Origin of the sequence: Niabella pedocola, assembly GCF_021044425.1 — a bacterium.
GTDB classification, from domain to species: domain Bacteria; phylum Bacteroidota; class Bacteroidia; order Chitinophagales; family Chitinophagaceae; genus Niabella; species Niabella pedocola.
The window spans coordinates 196,500-216,402 of the sequence record NZ_JAJNEC010000007.1 but is presented as its reverse complement, the minus strand read 5'-3'; the positions used below and the strand labels follow the sequence as shown (position 1 = coordinate 216,402).

General features: G+C 47.0%; 15 protein-coding genes. 14 read left to right on the top strand and 1 reads right to left on the bottom strand.

The features are described 5' to 3' along the window. Nucleotides 1–210 precede the first annotated feature (210 nt). The 14 genes from LQ567_RS21895 to LQ567_RS21830 all read left to right on the top strand — a co-directional run bounded on the left by LQ567_RS21895 (nucleotide 211) and on the right by LQ567_RS21830 (nucleotide 18,322). On the top strand, nucleotides 211–1,008 hold the full coding sequence (locus LQ567_RS21895) for a polysaccharide biosynthesis/export family protein (RefSeq protein ID WP_231007945.1): 798 nt from the start codon (nucleotides 211–213) through the stop codon (nucleotides 1,006–1,008). A 65-nt stretch (nucleotides 1,009–1,073) separates the two neighbouring features. Further along, nucleotides 1,074–3,449, top strand: coding sequence for a GumC family protein (locus LQ567_RS21890; protein ID WP_231007944.1), 2,376 nt, complete (start codon nucleotides 1,074–1,076; stop codon nucleotides 3,447–3,449). Nucleotides 3,450–3,583: 134 nt separating this feature from the next. After that, nucleotides 3,584–5,077 carry an MATE family efflux transporter gene (locus tag LQ567_RS21885; RefSeq protein WP_231007943.1) on the top strand — a complete coding sequence of 498 codons (1,494 nt, stop codon included), beginning with the start codon at nucleotides 3,584–3,586 and terminating at the stop codon, nucleotides 5,075–5,077. After that, nucleotides 5,074–6,135, top strand: coding sequence for an NAD-dependent epimerase/dehydratase family protein (locus LQ567_RS21880; protein WP_231007942.1), 1,062 nt, complete (start codon nucleotides 5,074–5,076; stop codon nucleotides 6,133–6,135). The genes LQ567_RS21885 and LQ567_RS21880 overlap by 4 nt, the downstream gene beginning before the upstream one ends. Nucleotides 6,136–6,146: 11 nt before the next feature. Next, the gene (locus LQ567_RS21875; protein ID WP_231007941.1) at nucleotides 6,147–7,895 is read left to right on the top strand and encodes a thiamine pyrophosphate-binding protein; all 1,749 of its coding nucleotides are present in this window, start codon (nucleotides 6,147–6,149) and stop codon (nucleotides 7,893–7,895) included. Between the two features lie 55 nt (nucleotides 7,896–7,950). Then, a complete protein-coding gene (locus tag LQ567_RS21870) occupies nucleotides 7,951–9,090 on the top strand; it encodes a polysaccharide pyruvyl transferase family protein (RefSeq protein ID WP_231007940.1) in 1,140 nt (379 codons plus the stop codon). Then, a complete protein-coding gene (locus tag LQ567_RS21865) occupies nucleotides 9,087–10,130 on the top strand; it encodes a glycosyltransferase family 2 protein (RefSeq protein ID WP_231007939.1) in 1,044 nt (347 codons plus the stop codon). Before LQ567_RS21870 ends, LQ567_RS21865 begins: the two co-directional genes overlap by 4 nt. Before the next feature lie 327 nt (nucleotides 10,131–10,457). Then, nucleotides 10,458–11,573, top strand: a complete 1,116-nt coding sequence (locus LQ567_RS21860) for an O-antigen ligase family protein (RefSeq protein ID WP_231007937.1) — start codon at nucleotides 10,458–10,460, stop codon at nucleotides 11,571–11,573. Next, a complete protein-coding gene (locus LQ567_RS21855) occupies nucleotides 11,539–12,555 on the top strand; it encodes a glycosyltransferase (protein WP_231007936.1) in 1,017 nt (338 codons plus the stop codon). Before LQ567_RS21860 ends, LQ567_RS21855 begins: the two co-directional genes overlap by 35 nt. A 15-nt stretch (nucleotides 12,556–12,570) precedes the next feature. After that, a complete protein-coding gene (locus LQ567_RS21850) occupies nucleotides 12,571–13,680 on the top strand; it encodes a glycosyltransferase (RefSeq protein ID WP_231007934.1) in 1,110 nt (369 codons plus the stop codon). Between the two features lie 40 nt (nucleotides 13,681–13,720). After that, the gene (locus LQ567_RS21845) at nucleotides 13,721–14,797 is read left to right on the top strand and encodes a glycosyltransferase family 4 protein (RefSeq protein WP_231007932.1); all 1,077 of its coding nucleotides are present in this window, start codon (nucleotides 13,721–13,723) and stop codon (nucleotides 14,795–14,797) included. Further along, nucleotides 14,794–15,894: a glycosyltransferase family 4 protein gene (locus tag LQ567_RS21840; protein ID WP_231007930.1), complete on the top strand. Its 1,101-nt coding sequence runs from the start codon at nucleotides 14,794–14,796 to the stop codon at nucleotides 15,892–15,894. The genes LQ567_RS21845 and LQ567_RS21840 overlap by 4 nt, the downstream gene beginning before the upstream one ends. A gap of 156 nt (nucleotides 15,895–16,050) precedes the next feature. After that, nucleotides 16,051–17,019, top strand: a complete 969-nt coding sequence (locus LQ567_RS21835; RefSeq protein WP_231007929.1) for an SDR family oxidoreductase — start codon at nucleotides 16,051–16,053, stop codon at nucleotides 17,017–17,019. Nucleotides 17,020–17,041: 22 nt separating this feature from the next. Beyond that, nucleotides 17,042–18,322, top strand: coding sequence for a nucleotide sugar dehydrogenase (locus tag LQ567_RS21830; protein WP_231007927.1), 1,281 nt, complete (start codon nucleotides 17,042–17,044; stop codon nucleotides 18,320–18,322). Nucleotides 18,323–18,606: 284 nt separating this feature from the next. Here the strand turns inward: LQ567_RS21830 and LQ567_RS21825 are convergent, their stop codons facing one another. Beyond that, nucleotides 18,607–19,869 (bottom strand): DUF2130 domain-containing protein, encoded by a 1,263-nt coding sequence (locus LQ567_RS21825; RefSeq protein WP_231007926.1) that lies wholly within the window; start codon nucleotides 19,867–19,869, stop codon nucleotides 18,607–18,609. Nucleotides 19,870–19,903: the final 34 nt, after the last annotated feature.

The window sequence follows — 19,903 nt, the reverse complement described above, 5'->3', positions numbered from 1 at the left end:
CGCATCAAAAGAACTAATGCCCTCCAAACACTGCTTTGTTATTGATTTTAGCATGTGTTATTTTTTTTAAAAAAACAGCTGCTGCGCTGCAGCTGCTAAAGACTAGCTGATGCTACGGCCTACCGGTTGGTGGCTGCCGGCAGCGTCCTTGAGTCCCGGTTCCACGGGCTTTAGCGGCCGAATGCGCGATGGTAAATATTGACTGTATTTATGTATAAAATCAGAAGCACAACTGCAATACTGCTTGGTGCGTTCATGCTGGCACTAACAGCTTGTAAAACGTATCAAAAAGTGCCCTACTTCAGAAACATTCCGGCAGATAGTTCGGTATATTCCCAGGGACGGGTGATCCCTACAGTAAGCTATCAGGCGCTTAAAATTAAACCGGACGATCTGCTCGGAATTACCATTACTACATTGGATAACAGCACGGCGGTATTAACAGAAGCAGTCACAAGACCGCAGAGCGGACCGGGAGGTGTGGTGTCACAAGCAGGCAATGGGTTCCTGGTAAGTGCAGCCGGCACCATAGAGCTGCCGCTGCTGGGTACGCTGCAGGTAAGCGGATCTACCACAGAACAAATAAAGACGCAGATACAAGCCAGGGCGATTACCTATTACAAGAATCCTGTGGTGAATGTACGGCTCATGAATTTCAAAGTAACTGTGCTGGGGGAAGTAGGGCGCCCCGGAACCTATTTTGTAAACGGGGAGAAAGCCACATTGCTGGATGCGTTAGGTCTGGCGGGAGATCTTACCATTTACGGTAACCGGAGGAATGTACTGTTGCTGCGTGATGCAGACGGGAAGCAGAAATCGATCCGGTTTGATTTGAACAACGGGCAGGCGTTAACATCGCCCTATTTATATCTTCAGCAAAATGATGTGGTATATGTAGAGCCCGGAAAGGCAAAGGCGGCGGCAAACAATGCGGCACGTACACAAACCATAGCTATTGTCGGTTCAATAATATCCGTACTGATCGTAGCATTAACCCGGATCCGGTAGGTTTACCTGTTAACAATAACGGCTGGCAGCAGCAGTTAAATTTATATCAGAACGATCATAGATTTATGCAAAAAGATATCAACTGGGAAGACGAATTTGAGTCCGGCGGGCACAAAAGTGATAATAAAGCGTTGTTGCGTTTTATTCACCGGGTACGGGCCAACTGGTACTGGTTTTTATTATGCGGAATAATGGGCTTTTCCGGTGCTTTTATATATCTGCGCTATACATTGCCCCAATATAAGATCCATGCCAAGCTCCTGGTGTCTGATGATAAAAAAGGGGGCAGCTTGTTGCAGAATGCAGCCCTGAGCGAGTTGTCGGGTATTATGGGAGCAAAGAGCTCCGTGGATAATGAAGTCGAAGTACTGAAAACCGCCGATCTGATGCATGAAATGGTACTGGCGGAAAAAGCATACGTTTCATATTTTAAGCCAGGTACCGTGCACAGCGTGCCGGTAATGCAGATACCGTATCAGGTTGCCGTAGAAACAGCGCCGGATTCCATTCAGAAGGCAAATTTCTTTGATATTATGGATGCTGAAAGAGGGTTTGTGCAGCTTCAGAACCCCGATACCACACTTCGTGTGGCGTTGGACAAGCCCTTTTTTCTGCCGGGAACCGGAACCGTAAAGGTAAGCAGGGGGCTGGGGAAACGGTACCCGGCTGAACGGTATGGCTTTTCGATCCTTCCGGTACGTAAAGTAGTGGAAGGGCTTAGAGGAGCGCTGACGGCCGAAGTAACAAATAAACAGGTTTCAACGATTGACCTTACGCTGCAGCATACCCTTCCCAAAACAGGAGAACAATTTTTGCGTACGCTTATTGATAAATATGTAGAGCGCAATCTTACGGATAAGAATGAGATCGCCGATTCCACACTGGCGTTTATCAATGCCCGGCTTGAAAAAGTTACCGAGGAACTGGCGGAGGTAGAGGACCGGATATCCGGGTATAAAAAGGAAACGCGGTTGGCCGATATCTCCCAGCAAAGCCGGATCTTATTAGAAGGTGCTGCCGATTTTACCAGGGGACTGGCCGAGGCCGATGGTCAGCTGGCTTCGCTGGATATTGTTTCGGATTATTTAAAAGACAGGAACCGCCCGCGTGTGGTACCGTCTGCCTTGCTGCCGCAGGATGCAACGTTTAGTGGCCTTACGGGCCGGTATAATGATCTTATCCTGCAGCGGGAACGGATGCTGCTGTCGAACACAGAAAATAATCCGCTGGTAAAAAATGTGGATGGGCAAATTGCCGGGTTACGGCAGGACATGATCAGTAACCTGGCCAATACCCGCAATCAACTGGAGCAAACACGCCGGAGTCAGCAGCAGCTGGCCAGCCGGTTCAATGGCCAGCTCAACGAGGTGCCGTTAATTGAACGCGGCTATATCGACCTGGCACGGCTGCAGCAGATCAAGCAGGCGCAATATGTGTTCCTACAGGAAAAATGGGAGGAAACGGCTATCGGCCGTACAGCGAATGTGGCCAATTCAAAAGTGATTGATGTTCCTAAGGCAGAGGAATTGCCATTTGCGCCTAAAAAGAAAATGGTGTACGCATTGGGCCTGCTGCTGGGACTGGCATTGCCACTTGTTACAGGATACTTCCGGGACCTGTTAAATGTAAGAGTACGTGGGGTTGAGGATGTACAGGCGGCAACTGCTCTGCCCGTGCTGGGTGTAGTGGCCCACTCGGAAAATGAGCACCCGGTGGTTGTTACTCCCGGAGCCCGGTCGGCTATAGCAGAGCAGTTTCGCGCTGTACGTACCAACCTGGAGTTTTCGCTTAATGGGGGCAATACGATCCTGTTTACTTCCTCTATGTCTAATGAAGGTAAATCCTTCATAGCCCTGAACCTGGCCATGAGCCTGGCGCTGCTGGATAAGAAAGTTTTGCTGATGGAGCTGGATCTCCGGAAACCCAGCATTACGGCCAAGCTGGGGTTACCGCGCGAACTGGGGTTTTCGCATTATATCGTGCGGCCGGAGCTAAGCATTGAGGACATCATCCGTCCTTCCGGCATCCATGAAAATGTATTCCTGGTGCAGGCAGGCGTGTTGCCTCCGAACCCGGCAGAACTGCTGGTTAATAAGCGCGCAGCACAATTGTTTGAGCAGGTAAAAAAACAGTATGATTATGTACTGATGGACACGCCACCGGTGGGCATGGTAACGGATGCTCAGCTATTATCGCGTTATAGCGACCTCTGCCTGTATCTGGTGCGCCAAGGGTATACGTATAAAGAACAACTACATCTGCCGGATGACCTGGTAACACAGGAAAAAATAAAGCCAATACAACTGATCGTGAATGATGTTCGGGCCAAAGGCGGGTACTATGGTAAATATGGTTATGGGTACGGCTATGGATATGGCTACGGATATTACGGCCAACAGCCCGGCAAAAAAAAGTGGTGGCAGATCCGGAAAAAGGCCTGACCTCCTGCCGCCCGATACAAGCGACGAGTTACGAGGGAAAAGATCATGGTTGCCGCGAGCAAACCACAGACAAAATCATTTACGAGCGATCATCAAAAATGTCACAGGGAAAAAGAATAGCAAACAATACCTTAATGCTCTATATAAGGCAGGTACTTGTTTTATTGATAGGGCTTTATACGGTGCGGGTGGTATTGAATACGCTCGGCGTAGAGGATTACGGTATTTTTAATGTGGTAGGTGGTATCGTTTCTTTTTTTTCTTTCCTGAGCGGAAGTATGGCCTCTGCAACACAACGTTTTTTTTCATTCTCTTTGGGAAAAGAGAATGGAACGGAGGAACTGCAAAAGATCTTTTCCATCAATATACTCATCTATGGAGGCATTGCCCTCCTGGCACTGGTACTGCTGGAAAGTGTTGGCCTGTGGTTTGTATATCACAAGTTAAACGTGCCCCCTGAACGGTTTGATGCTGCCCTGTGGGTATTTCATGCTTCCTGTTTTGCATTTGTAATTACCATTTTATCGGCACCGCTCAACGCCATTATTATCGCGCATGAAGACATGCGGGTTTATGCCTATGTATCTATATTTGAAGTGTTTTTAAAACTGGGGATCGTGTATGTATTGCTTGCAGTACCGTACGATAAATTGAAAGTGTATGGCTGTCTTACGTTGCTGTCGGTGCTTGTTGTAGGGATGATCTATTTTATCCATTGCTTCAGGTCCTACGCAGCGTGCAGGATCCGCGGAATTTATTATAACCGGGCGCTCTTGAGCAATATTCTTGGTTTTACCGGGTGGACGGTTTTTGGCCAGGTATCTACCGTTGCCCGGCAGGAGGCGGTTACCATCCTGCTCAACCAGATGTTTAACCCGGTTACCGTTGCGGCACGGTCCATTGCACTCAATATCTGCAACCAGGTAAGTGTGTTTTCAAACAGTTTTAATACCAGTTTGTATCCCCCCATCATAAAAAGTTATTCCAGAGGTGATAAAAACGAGATGTACCGGTTTGTGTTTAAGGGGTCAAAAATTACATTTCTGCTTTTCTGGATTTTTGCACTGCCCATGTTTATGGAAATGGATGTGCTGCTGAACCTGTGGCTGAAAAATCCGCCGCCGGAGGCGGTGCTCTTTACACGGCTGGGCCTGATAGAAGTACTGATCATGTCTGTTTCCCTTCCCATAGCAACGGCTGCACGGGCCCCGGGGAAAATGAAAACATACGAGCTTGTATTGGGCCTTATACAATTCCTTATCTTCTTCCTGGACTGGCTGGCCTTGCATTGGGGATATCCGGCGTATAGCATCTACCTTGTTGCCGCGCTGGTGAATGTGCTCATGTTCCTGGTGCGGCTATACCTGGTTCAAACACTTACCGGCCTCAATTTCGGCGCATTTGTTAAACAGGTATTGTTACCGATACTTTTTGTGGTGCTGCTTTCGGCCAGTCTGAGTTATGGTATTTCCGGGCTTGTCCCGGCGGGGATCCCCGGCGCTTTTCTTTCGGGAATGGTATGCGTGGGATGCGCGTTCCTTTTTATGTGGATCGTTGGATGGAACAAGGAAGAGCGGCTGCAATTCAAAACCTTTATTGTTTCTAAACTACCAAAGTACAGGGCATGAAAATTCTTATACTGGGAGGCACGGGAGCGATGGGGATACATCTGGTTGAGCTGTTGAAAGCAGAACACCAGCTTTTTGTTACTTCCCGCCGACGGCAAAAGCAGCAGGAAAAGGTGCATTATATACAGGGAGACGGTAAGGACCTGTTGTTTGTACGAAAAATATTGCAGGAAGAACGATGGGATGTTATCGTGGACTTCATGGTGTATACGACCGCGGAGTTCGAGGAGCGGTATGCACTGTTTTTAAAGCATACTGCTCAGTATATTTTTTTGAGTTCCGCAAGAGTATATGCAGATCAGCATTCCATTATAAAAGAGAGCAGCCCGAGACTATTGGATGTTTCAACGGATGATGCGTATCTGGCGTCAGATGAATATGCGCTTGCAAAGGCAAGACAGGAAGACCTCTTGTATAACGCAGAGCAACGCAACTGGACCATTATCCGCCCGTATATAACCTATAGCGAAAACCGGTTTCAGCTGGGAGTGCTGGAGAAGGAAGAATGGCTGTACCGCGCAATGAAGGGCAGGACAATCGTCTTTTCTGAGGAGATGATGCAGCGGTTTACCACATTGACCTATGGGTTTGATGTGGCCAGGGGAATGGCTAAGGTGATCGGCAACAGCGCAAGTTTTGGAAATACCTTTCATATCACGGGTAATGCCCCGGCCAAATGGGAGCAGGTATTGAAGATCTATTTATCCTTACTGAGACAGAAACTTAACCTGGTACCCCGGATTAAACTGGTTGATACAGCAGTGTTTCTGGAAATAAAAAGAGGGCGCTATCAGATCCTCTATGACCGGCTTTATGATCGCAGGTTTGATAACCAGCGGATCAATGCATTGATTGCTGTTGACGATTTTCGGGAAATGCAATCCGGATTATCGGCCTGTATGGATATTTTTTTAAACGCGCCATCTTTTCTTACCATCGATTGGAGAAAGGAGGCGCAGAAAGACCGGTTAACGAAAGAGGGGGCATCGCTCAGCGAGATCAGCGGTGTTAAAAATAAATTTCGCTACCTCTTGTACAGATATATTAAAAATGTTTAGTTAAACCAAATATGGAAAAGCGTTATTCAGACGAGAAACATGTACAGATCCTGGTTTCATTGTTAAAACAGCACGGCATACGCCGCGTTATCGCCTCTCCGGGAACTACAAACTCGGGTTTTGTAACCAGCCTGAAGTATGACGGGAGTTTTGAAATTTACTCTTCGGTAGATGAACGGTCGGCCGCATATTTGGCCTGCGGCTTGGCGGCAGAATCCGGGGAGCCGGTGGTGATCACCTGTACGGGAGCTACCGCTTCAAGGAATTATATGCCGGGGCTTACGGAAGCCTATTATAGAAAGCTTCCCATCTTAGCGGTAACAGGTGCGCAGCACTATTCAAAGATCGGGCACCATATTGCCCAGGTAATAGACCGGACGGTTGTGCCGAATGATGTGGCAAAATTGAGTCTCTCGCTTCCCGTGGTGAAGGATGACACGGATCGCTGGGATTGTGAAATCAAAGTAAATAGGGCGATCCTGGAATTGAAGCGAAATGGCGGAGGACCGGCGCATTTAAATCTTCCTACAACCTATACGCGTGAGTATACCACGACAACGCTTCCGGATTACAGGAAAATAGACCGGGTGCTGATCGATAGCACATTCCCGGTACTGGATCCCGGCAAACGCGTTGGTGTTTTTGTGGGAGCTCATGCCACCTGGTCGGAGGAGGCAACAAATGCATTGGATGCTTTCTGCTCCACGAATAATGCCGTGGTCTTTTGCGATCATACCAGCGCATACAGGGGAAGGTACCGGGTGCAATATGCACTGGCTGCGGGCCAGAGCTCTTACAATATTGCAAAAGCTTCCAAACCCGATGTGCTGATCCATATCGGAGAGATCTCCGGCGACTATGCCAGTTTATCGATCCGGGGCACCGAGGTTTGGCGGGTGAGCCGTGATGGTGAGCTGCGCGATACATTTGGTACGTTAACGCATGTGTTTGAAATGTCTGAAACGGCATTCTTTGAGAAATACACCCGGTCTAAACGAACGGATGATGTGTATTTGCACTTCTGCCAGGAGCGCTACAGGGAAATATATGAAAGGATCCCGGAGCTACCTTTTTCCAATATTTGGGTGGCCTCGGTGATGGCGGATAAAATCCCGGGTAATTCTGTTATTCATTTTGGTATTTTAAATTCACTCCGTTCCTGGAATTATTTCGAGCTCCCTCAATCGGTATCGTCTGCATCCAATGTCGGAGGCTTTGGTATCGATGGAGGTTTGTCTTCTGTTATAGGTGCCTCCCTGTACAACCCCGCTAAATTGTATTTCTGTGTGATCGGGGACCTGGCGTTTTTTTATGACATCAACGTATTGGGAAACCGGCATGTGGGTAAGAATGTACGGATACTGCTGATCAATAACGGCAAGGGCACCGAGTTTCGCCATTTTAACCATTATGCCGCGCAGTTTGGAGCGTCGGCGGATGAATACATCGCAGCGGCCGGCCATTTTGGAAACAAATCGAAGGACCTGGTTAAGAGCTTTGTAACCAACCTGGGATATACCTACCTGAGTGCAGCTACCAAAGACGAGTTTATGTTAGCCTATCCTCAGTTCGTTGATCCGCAGATGCTGGAGACCCCAATGGTGTTTGAGGTATTTACAGACAGCGAGGAAGAGAGTAAGGCACTGGAACTGATCGTGGAAATTGACGAGGGCGAGCGGCTGGATAAGGCTAAACAATTTGCAAAGAAGATCGTAGGTGAAAAGACCTTTGGTATCATGAAAAAAATGCTGAAGAAATAACCAGGAGTTAAAGCCGGCCAAGGAAGCCGGCGGTTTATCTCCAATAAAACGGATTATGAAAATAGGAATATTAACCCTCCCGTTACATACCAATTATGGAGGAAATCTGCAAGCGTACGCTTTGATGAGCATTTTAAAAGAAATGGGACATGATGCCTGCCTGATCAACCGGCGAAGCACCCGCATCCCTCGTTGGAAATTGCCCCTTGCGATCGTAAAGCGTTCCCTGATGAAGTATGGCCTTGGTAAAAAAGGCACGGAGATTTTTGTTGAGGCGAAACTGCAACGGGAATATGCCGTCATCAGTCAGTATACCCAGCCCTTCATCAATAAACACATCCAGCCGCAAACAAAAGTTGTATATACCTCAAAGCGGTTAGCCGGCTTAGCAGCCCGGCAGCGGTTCGATGCCGTTATTGTGGGAAGCGACCAGGTTTGGAGAACCGCATATACATCCAATATAGAAGATTATTTTTTGAGCTTTTTAAAAGGGAATCAAACAAAGCGTATTGCTTATGCGGCTTCTTTTGGAACAGAAAGCTGGGAATATTCCACGGAACAGGAGCAAAATTGTGCCAGGCATTTAAAGTCGTTTGATGCGGTTTCTGTGCGGGAAAATACAGGCGTAGCGCTTTGTAAAAAATATTTTGATGTAGCGGCACAGCATGTGCTGGATCCTACCATGCTTTTGGATGCCTCCAGGTATCTTGAGCTGATCAGGCCTCTGGAGCATACAACGAAAAAGGAGGGCGTGCTGGTATATATTTTAGACGAAACGGCGGACAAAACGGCCATCATCGATCAGGTTGCGCAGGTATTGAACCGTCCGGTTTTTAGGGTGAATGCCAAAACCGAGGATGTAAAAGCTACATTGGATGAGCGCATTGCCCCGCCAACCGAAAACTGGATAAAGGGGTTTTATGAAGCCGATTTTATCATCACCGATTCGTTTCATGCCTGTGTTTTTGCAATACTCTTCAAAAAGCCGTTTTTGGTATATGGCAACCGGCACAGAGGTGCCGCACGCTTCGAGTCGCTATTGTCAATGTTTGATCTGAAGGACCGGCTGGTCTTCTCCTCAACGGAGGTGCAATCGGGAAATATTGAACAGGAGATCAACTGGAAGGCCGTTGATGCTGTTTTGGAAGAGAAAAGAAGGATATCCCGGGCGTTTTTAAACCAGGCTTTAAAATGAATGAGCCGGCAATCAGCATCATCGTTCCTGTTTACAGGGTAGAGCAATACCTGCCGCAGTGTATTGAAAGCATCCGCATGCAATCATTTACTGATTTTGAATTATTGCTGATTGATGATGGCTCTCCGGATGGCAGCGGCGCGCTATGTGACGCATACGCAAGGGAAGATCACCGCATTCATGTGATCCATAAAGAAAACGGAGGCGTGAGTACTTCCCGGAACAGGGGGCTGCAGCACGCACGGGGAACCTGGGTTACATTTATCGATAGTGACGACTGGATCGACAGGGACTATTTATCCGGGTTAATGGCTCAAACATACGAAGGCGCGGACCTGATCATGGGAGGATATAAAATACAATCGCGGCGGGGTGCAATGACCTGCGCGCCGGGCGGCGATCGGATGTATTACAAACAGGAAGTGGCCTGTTTTTACGATGATTTTATTGCTGCCAGCCTGGTTCGTACGGTTTGGGGCGGGCTTTATGCATGCGCTGTGATCAGGCAAAACGAGCTTCGGTTTGATGAAACAATGGCGATAGGGGAAGATACCCTGTTTAAATTTAATTATATCAATGCCATGAAGGGGCCGGTTGTGGTTGTTAACAGCACCGGTTATAACTGGCGCAGTGTTGAGGGATCGGCTTCGTTATCGAAAAAGCCAAATGTGGAAGGATGGTATCAATACATTCAATTATACTACTCCTCGCTGACGGTACAGTTTGCGGAGAGTAAACGATCTGTTCCGGTTAAGAATAGCCTGGTGGCAGATTGTTGCTCGGCGGTTTTTATGTTGTATAGCCGGGGAGGAGTACAGCTGCAGCAGTTAGCGCAGGCGTATTCACTGCTTTCCCTGGCGTCGCAGAAAATTGATATAACGCCGATCAAAAGAAAGGGACTCGTGATGGTGCTGATCGCCTGGCTGTTTAAATATAGTAAAGCGACAACGGTGAGTCATTCGTTTTTGCGCATCAGTTTTGGCCTGTTGAAATGGAAGCAACGTTTTTCCGGGCAAGGCCGGCGGTTGGCGGCTCAATAAGAATGCGTTTGTAAAATTTGAGATTTGATGGGAGTCATGGAAAGCGGCACAGGCGGAAGACCCTGGAGTGAACGGGAAGAAGCGCCGCTTGATACAATTCAGGAAGATTAAGAAAAATGGGGTTACAGCAGGTAGATTACCCCGCATAAAATGATGCTGGTATATATTATTATAACGCTTTTTTTTGTTGCGTATGCATTCTTGAATTTCAGGAACGCATTATTTCTTTGGGCAGCATGTTCCATATTCTTTAACCTGGCTACCTGTTTAAAATTTTCTGCACCATCCCTCACCGTTACGTTTGCCTTAAACACTTTTTTTACGTTTTTGTATTGTATCAGGTTCCCGGTTAAAAGACTGGTAAATCCTTTTACAAATCCCTGCCTGATCTTATTGTGCTCCTACTTGTTTGCTGCTTTTTTCCCGGTGAATAATTTTAATGACTCCTTCCTGAAGATTGTTCAGTTTGCGGTGAATGACCTGGTGATCGTTCATGTTGTATTTGCCACTATCAGGAATCCGCGGGATTTGAAAGTATTGATCGGCTACCTGTCCGTAGCCATGCTGGTGTCGTTGGGGTATGGTGTTTTCTCTTATGTTACGGCATCCAATCCGGTTGTTGATTTTGAAATAGCGCTGGCCGGATCCCAAACCGAGGAGATGAAAATGTTGTCTTATATGAACACCGAACGGGGCATCCGTCTGCAGTCGTTGTTCATGAGCCCCTTCGTGTTTTCATTAACGATTGTTTCCTATCTGTATATGATCCTGATCATTCATTTTTATTTTAAATCCTTTTTTAAAAAATACAGCCGGTATATCGTATATCTGATATTGATCATTGCACTTTCTGTTTTTTTATCAAATTCAAGATCCACCATTCTGCCGTTTGTAATTGTAACACCCTTGCTGTTGCTACGGATGCCGGAACGCTATCGTACAATCATAACGGTTGGTTGTGTATTGGTGGTACTGATCGTTCCCCTGGTAATGGATAAGCTTACGATCATTACTTCCGTTTTTGATGAGCAATCGAAATCGGTGGCGGGAAGTTCTTTATCCATGCGGGGCGCCCAGTACGCCATCGCGTTGAATAGTTTTTATGAAGCACCGCTGATCGGGCATGGGTTGGGCTATACAAGCATTTTGAGAACGAGTAATTATGATCTCTATGGGGCAGAAAGCGTTTGGATCCCGATCCTGGTGGAGCAGGGGATTGTGGGTGTTATACTCTACCTGTTGTTTTTCACGGGGTTGATAGCTGTAGATAAATTCAGGGGGAAGCGGCTGATCGTGATGTCGATCCCCGTTTATTACCTGCTCCTGGTTACCATGAATGGAGCGGTATCGATTAGTCTGTATATTGTTTTTCTTACGTTGGTGGTTTTGTATAAGCTGTTTTTTTATTATGATGTATGGCGAAAGCATAAAATCCGATCATAACCTGATCTCGGTAATCGTTCCGGTATATAATGCGGCGAACGATCTCCGGCGCTGTCTGGATAGCTTGTTGCGGCAAACGTACACGGGTTATGAAGTGCTGCTTATCAACGATGGCAGTACCGACGGTTCCGGGCTTATATGTGATGCATATGCGGAAGCGCATCAGCAATTCAATGTATATCATTTGAAGAACGGGGGCGTTAGTGCTGCGCGGAATACCGGCATGGAAAAGGCCCGGGGAAATTATATTGCTTTTGTGGATGCAGATGACTATGTTGAGGACACGTATTTGGACTTGCTGCTGCCGCCCCGGGGTGAGGATTTTTCTGTTTGCGGTGTAAAAATCCTTGCACCCAATGGTGCGGTATCCGTTGAGCATGTGCCGGGTGCTGATGGGGATAACGCACAACAGACTGTCATCAATCATCATCTTGTTCGAACCGTATGGGGAAAGCTGTTTAAACGATCGGTGGTCGCATCCGCCGGAATAAAGTTTAATGTTTCTCTGAGAGTGGGGGAAGATACCTGTTTCGTTCTGGAGTTCCTGAGTGCTGCAACATCCGTTTTTATTAGGAAAGACCTGGGATATGTTTATATAAAGCCCGGCTACAGGATCGATAAATACAGAACCGGTCCCGGCGACCTGGTGGCGCTTTATACAGTGCTTTGCGCATGTGAATTGAAGTTGGCGCAACGCGGCTTTGATGTTGAGGGTTTGGAAAAGTACAACCGGAATGTGATCGGGTTTAACCTGCTGACCGCTCTTTATCTTGTAAAAAAATATTCCGTTAAGACCCGGGATCAATATATCACGGCATTTAAGAAGGCCGGAAAACAGGCCGCGGGGGATATGGGATTGCCCGGATTCGTTGCCGGGGGCATGCGTTTTATAGAGCGGTCCGGATCACGGGTATTGACAGACCGGTTCCTTTTTCTTTCCATGAAAATGATCTGGCTGAAAGCAAAGTTTTTAAACAACTAAACAAGGAATTACCGAATGCGAATATTGGAAATCATTCACTCATTGAACCTGGGCGGCGCCGAACGTTTGCTGGTTGACCTGAGTAACCGGCTGGCACTGGAGCGCGATACAGAAGTTTTTGTGATGGTGTTAAAAAACAGGGAGGAACTGAACGAAAATTTTCTGGTTGAAGAATTGTCTGAACGGATCCATTTCATCCCGATGGGTTTTGGGGATGGTCCGAAGTTAAGGTACCTGGTGCGGGTATATGAAAAGATCCGGGAGATCCGGCCGGATATGGTTCACATTCATTGCCAGATTCACTATCTGTTATGGGCCCTTTTCTTTTATAGGAAATGTCATTATATATACACGCTACATAGCAAACCCGAGGCATACCTTTTCGGGTATAGAAAACCCATTGCCCGTTATTTAGCCCGGCGAGAACGGTTGACCCTTGTTTCGATATCAGAGTCGAACAGGAGCGCTTTGCGCCGGTTCCTGCAACTAAATAATGATATGCTGATTTACAACGGCAGGTCGGTACCGGGGAAAAGTGCTGAATATGACGAGGTGGCCGCCTTTATAAACAACATCAGACACACGCAGAAGGACATTGTTCTGTTATCCGTGGCGCGATGCGCAGCACCGAAAAATCTGCAGCTACTGATTCGATCAGTGAATCAGCTGGTGGAGGAAGGGCTGCGGCTACAACTGGTGATCGCTGGAGGCAATTATTTCAATACGCCATTGGGCGATGAATTGAGAAAGATGGCGGGAGATAATGTGCATTTCGTAGGACCAAAGAAAAATGTGGGCGACTATTTTTTATGCTGCGATGCATTTTGTCTGTCTTCGCTTTATGAAGGGATGCCCATTACATTACTGGAAGCATTTGCCTGCGGCTGTATACCGGTGAGTACGCCGGTAAGTGGAGCTGTGGACCTCATCGAAGATAGCAAGAATGGGTTTTTAGCAACCGGCTTTTCAATAGAAGCATACACTGATGTATTAAGAAGATTTGTTCAGAAGCGGCAGTGCATAGAAAAAAAGGCGATGATCGACTTTTATGAGAAGAATTTTTCAATGGAAAAATGTGCGAAAGCATACCGGGAGGTGTTCAACAGATTGCAAAAAGCTGAATAAGGTATGGGATCCCGTTTATGATGCAAGAGTATAGTTTAATATGAATAAAAAGGTAATTGTCGTTTTGGTGAAGAACCTTACCAGCGGCGGGGCCGAAAAGCAATCTGTTTTACTGGCAAAGGCGCTTGCCGGTAATTATAAGGTACATTATGTGATCCTGAATGCAGCATTTCAGGAGCCCAAATATTTGCGGCTGTTGCAGGAAACCCCGTCCATTGCGGTAAAAGCTTTTAAAGGCAATCTTGCATCGCGGTTTAAACAATTTTGTCAGTATCTCCGGCAGCAGGAAACAGCGGTGATATTTAGCTATTTAACAGGTGCAAACTTTCTTGCCGTTATGGCTGCCAGGCTGGCTGGAGTGGGCAATGTATATACTGGTATACGAAGCACCTATCTTCCGCCTGCGAAGGCGTTTATAGACCGGTGGCTTTGCAATAACTGGGCAACCAAGGCTGTTTTGAACTGCTACTCGGGCCGGCAATATTTTCTGTCCCGGGGATTTGCCGCGGATAAAATGGTGGTAATCCCCAATTGCTTTGATTCCATCCGTTCATACCGGGAAAAGGACGGGCTTCAGGCACCGCTTCGCATTATAACAGTGGGGCGCTTTGTAGCAGAAAAGGATTATCATACGGCGTTGGATGTAATCCTTAAACTAAGCCGGATGCACCCTGGTGTAAAATACCAGATCATTGGTCATGGTGTGTTGGAAACAACCATCCGGAACCGCATAAACGAATTGAAGCTGCAGCATATGGTAGAAGTATTTATTAACCCGGGTAACATTACAGCGTTATTGGACCAGGCAGATATTTATTTCTCAACTTCTGTATTTGAAGGAACCAGCAACGCGATCATGGAAGCGTTAAATGCAGACCTTCCGGTGGTAGCCACTCATGTGGGGGATAATGACCAGTTGGTACAGGATGGTTCGAATGGTTTCTTAGTGCCTGTAAAAGATGTGGATGCAATGGTTGCCTGCCTGGATCGATTGCTGTTAAATCAAAAACTACGACTTGAAATGGGACGAAAGGGAAAACAACGGCTGCTTGAGCAGTATTCAACGGCACAGTTCGAAAAAAATTACAAGGTACTGATAGAAGGAGGCAGGTCATGAAAATTATTGTATTGGGTACCCGGGGCATTCCCAATATACCGGGCGGTGTGGAAACGCATTGTGAAGAATTGTACCCGGTTCTGGCGAATGATTTTAAGCATGAGATAACCGTGATCGGGCGTTCCTGTTATGTTGGGGATAAAGCCGGCAATCATTTCAGAGGCGTGCGGCTAAAGAATATTTATGCACCCAAAAGTAAGGCGTTTGAGGCCATCGTACATTCAGCCCTGGCGGTATTGTATGCGGCGGTTAAACGGCCCGATCTTGTTCATGTGCATGCTGTTGGGCCCAACCTCGTTACACCGCTTGCCCGTTTATTGGGTCTTAAAGTGGTGATGACGCATCACGGGCCCGATTATGAGCGGAAGAAATGGGGGAGAATGGCGAAGCTGTTTTTGAAGGCCGGTGAACAGGCAGGGGTAAAATACTCCAATGAAGTGGTGGTAATATCAGAGGAGATCCGTAAAAGCATCGCAAAAAAATATGACCGTAAAGATGCCGTATTGATTCCGAATGGGGTGTCTATTAAAGGCCGGCCCGTTTTTAGGCAGGAAATACTGGAACGGTACGGACTTCAGCAATACCAGTACGTCTTTACATTAGGCCGTTTTGTTCCCGAAAAAGGATTTGATTACCTGATCACTGCCTTTATGGAATCAGGACTTTCGGATCGGTTCCGGCTGGTTATCGCCGGCGATGCGGATCATCCATCTGCTTATTCAGACGCATTAAAAAAGCAGGCCGCATCTGCGGGTGTGCTGCTGCCGGGATTTATTAAAGGTGCAGCGTTGGCGCAGTTATTTTCCAACTGCGCGCTTTTTATATTGCCCTCTTTTTATGAAGGCCTGCCCATTGCCTTACTGGAGGCGATGGCTTATCAGCTCCCGATCATTGCTTCGGATATCCCGGCCAATACACAGGTAAACCTCGATTCGGATCACTATTTTCCGGTGGGCAACGCCCGGGCATTGGCGGAAAAACTGGTACAATTCGCCGGAAATGGCAACATCGGCAAACCGGCTGTGTATAATATGGCCGCTTATGACTGGAAAAATATTGCCCAAAAAACAGACGAGGTATACAACCGCATGGTATAATGCGGTAGATTTGCCGGCGCTGACGACCTGTTGTTCCGGCCCGTTCTGGCGCAACCGGTGCGCAGGTATCTGTAAAACAATCTGTTAACCTATACTCGTTCCGTTATAACCGGAGCGTTATTCGGAAGATATAATGAATGTTTTTTAAGTATTGATATGAAAAAAATTCTAATTACAGGAGGGGCGGGCTTTATCGGATCCAACCTTACTACCTATTTTCTCGAAAAGGGATATGGTGTGGTTGTGCTGGATAACTTCTCTACGGGATACAGGCATAATATTGAGCAACATTTTGGAAATACACATTTTAAACTTATAGAGGGTGATATCCGTAACCAGGAAGACTGTGAAAAAGCGGTAACGGGTGTGGATTATGTATTGCACCAGGCCGCACTGGGATCTGTTCCACGTTCTATAAAGGATCCGGTTACTTCCAATGCGGTAAATATATCCGGATTCTTAAATATGTTGGTGGCTGCCCGGGATGCGGGTGTAAAGCGTTTTGTGTACGCCGCATCCTCTTCTACTTATGGCGATTCCGAAAGTCTTCCCAAAGTAGAGGATGTGATCGGCAAACCCCTGTCGCCCTATGCCATAACCAAGTACGTAAACGAGCTGTACGCGGAAATATTTTCAAGAACCTATGGCATCGAAACAATCGGTCTGCGTTATTTCAATGTGTTTGGACGGGGCCAGGATCCCAACGGAGCCTATGCGGCTGTGATCCCCTTGTTTGTAAAACAACTGATGAATCATGAAAGTCCGGTGATCAATGGTGACGGGAATTTTTCGCGTGATTTTACCTATATCGACAATGTGATCCAGATGAATGAACGCGCTATGTTAACCAACCGCCCCGAAGCAATAAATACCGTTTATAATACGGCGGTGGGAGACTGTACTACATTGAATGACCTGTTAAAATACCTTAAAGAATACTTAAGCGAATTTGATGCTGAAATTGCCGGCATCCCGGTTGTTTACGGTCCGAACCGGATGGGAGACATTCCGCATTCTTTGGCATCGGTTGAAAAAGCCATGACCTTACTGGGATACCAGCCCACACATACAATTGATAAGGGGCTGAAAGAAGCCGTTAAATGGTATTGGGAAAATTTAAGATAACATCAATTATAAATACGTATATATGAAAAAGATCGCCGTTATCGGCTTGGGGTATGTAGGATTACCCCTGGCCCGTTTATTTGCTACCAAATATCCGGTTATAGGTTTTGATATCAATCAAAAACGCATTGATGAGTTACGGGATGGAAAAGACCTGACCCTGGAGGTGGAAGAAGCGGTGCTGCAGGGAGTACTGATCCCGGAGCATCCGTTTGGCTCTGGTGAAAAAGGATTGTATGTATCCAATCGGCTGGAAGATATTGCTGCTGCCGATTTTTATATAGTAACGGTACCAACCCCCGTTGATAAACATAACCGCCCGGATCTGACGCCGCTCTACAAGGCTTCTGAAACGGTAGGTAAGGTGCTGAAGAAAGGGGATATCGTTGTGTATGAGTCTACCGTTTATCCTGGTGTTACCGAGGAGGAATGCATACCGGTACTGGAAAAAACATCCGGACTGAAATTTAATGTAGACTTTTTTGCAGGATATTCACCGGAGCGGATCAACCCGGGAGACAAGGAGCACACCGTTGAAAAAATATTGAAGGTAACATCCGGTTCCACACCCGAAACCGGCCGCGAAGTGGATGAACTCTACAAATCGGTAATTACTGCCGGAACACATCTGGCTCCAACAATTAAGGTTGCTGAAGCCGCCAAGGTGATCGAGAATTCGCAGCGGGATATCAACATTGCCTTTGTAAATGAGCTGGCCAAGATCTTTAATATCCTGGGCATCAATACGCACGACGTGCTAAAGGCCGCCGGCACCAAATGGAATTTTTTACCCTTTAAACCGGGATTGGTTGGCGGACATTGTATTGGTGTAGATCCCTATTATCTGGCGCAAAAGGCCCAGGAGCATGGCTATCATCCGGAAATTATCTTAGCCGGGCGGCGGTTGAATGATTCCATGGGAGCGTATGTAGCGGCCCAGGTAGTAAAAACGATGATCAAAAAAGGGATCGGCGTCAATGGTGCGGCCATACTCATGCTGGGGATTACGTTCAAGGAGAACTGTCCGGATGTAAGAAATACTAAAATCGTAGACGTGATTTCGGCGTTAAAAGATTACGGCGTTGAAGTAACTACGTTTGATCCGAAGGCCAACCCTGCAGAAGTGCTTCATGAATATGGAATTGAAAGTACCACCACGTTGCCTGAAACGAAATTTGATGCCATCGTTTTGGGGGTGGCGCATAGCGAGTTTCAGGAGCTGGATCTGAAGCAACTCAAAAAGGAGCAGGCGATTGTATATGATGTAAAAGGAATACTGGCCGATTGCGATAATAAGTTATAATATACTGGGGCCACAAAGACACGCAGGCACTGAGAAACACGAAGATATTGATTTCCTTTGTGCCTAGGTGTCTTTGTGGTATTCATGATTAAGAATGGCTTAAATAAAGCGCGCACCGGTTTCTCAGATACACACGGAATGGCATAGCATCTGTTATCATCGGTGCAATCTGTAAGCGCAAATGAAGGACATCATGAGATGTTTATTTTCGTTGTGCTGTTTTGTGCCTTGGCGTCTTTGTGGCATTAATGATACATCATCTTTGTGCTTTGCAATAACCTCGCTTATTCCTCTTCCTCATATCCCAGCAGGTTAAGGTCTACCGATTCCAGGCCGCTGATGCCATCAATGGAGCCGCGGATATGCGTAGCATTAAGCAATACTTTTTCCAGTTGCTTTTCCCGCGCTTTCCATAGGCGTTCCATGGCATCGCGTTCTTTTTGAATGGAGATCTTCATGCTTAAAAAGCCTTCCCGGATCGCCTTCCACTGTTCGGCAAACTCCGGGCTGGTGAGGTAGGAGTAAAGCAGGTTCATTTTATCGCCCTTATTTTCCTGGCTTTTTGATGCATTGAATATTTTAATGATACCATCCCTCAATACACTGGCGAGGGCTTTTGCCTCATTGAAATTGCAGATCCAGACCCCTTCCTTTTCGCCAAAGCGTTCCATGTCTTTGGGGTAACGCCGGGTAACCAATACCGCTACATCGGCACCCTGGCTGCGCATATCGGCTTTGAGCTTTTCGATCCAATCGCCGCCAAAGTTTTCGGCCCGCTTGCTTTCCCATATGATCTTGCCACAGGCCACGCCCAGGTTATTGCGAACGGTTTGGATGGAATCCGCTCCGCGTACGCCTTTTCCTACCTCTTCAATAAGATCGAAGGGGAATGCCGTTGTAAGCAACTCTTCCAGCGCCAGTTCCTGGCTTTCGCCCTGCAATTGCATGGAACCCTGTTCCGCTTTTCGCTGCATTTCCGCTGCCAGTTTCTTCTGTTGTTCCAGCTGGGTTTCCAATTCCTTTAGCTTCAGGTTGAACTCATTTTCCCTTAACGCCGTTTTTTCGCTCTCGATCCGCCGGAGTTCTTCCGCTATTTTTTCGCGCTCGGTATTCAGTTTTTTCTGCACCGTTATTTCGAGCTCTGCTTCCCGGGTCTTGAAATCCTGCTCTTTTCTTAAAAAGTCAGCTTCCTTTTGCCGGGCCAGCTTCAGCTTTTCCTCGCTCTCCTCATTGGCCTTCTGTAAGGAACCGATGCGGTTCTCAAAATCGGTACTGATGCTTTTGCGCAGCTGGGCCTCCAGCTGCTGTTGCAACGCCTGTTTTTCGGTAGTTAATTTTTGCTGCCACTGTTCATTGGCCTTGTTTACCTCCAGTTCTGCGGTTTTCTTCAGGAGGGCAATCTCTTCATCCTTGTTCTTTTTATAATCCTGCATTTGCTTGCGCAGGCCGTCTTTTTCTTTTTCAATGGCGTTTTTCAGCTCATCGGTAAGCGCGGCCTCAATTGGAAACTCATGCTGGCAGTTTGGGCACTTTATTTTTGTAGACATAATTTTCTCTTCTGTCAGTCAAACTTACAAAAAA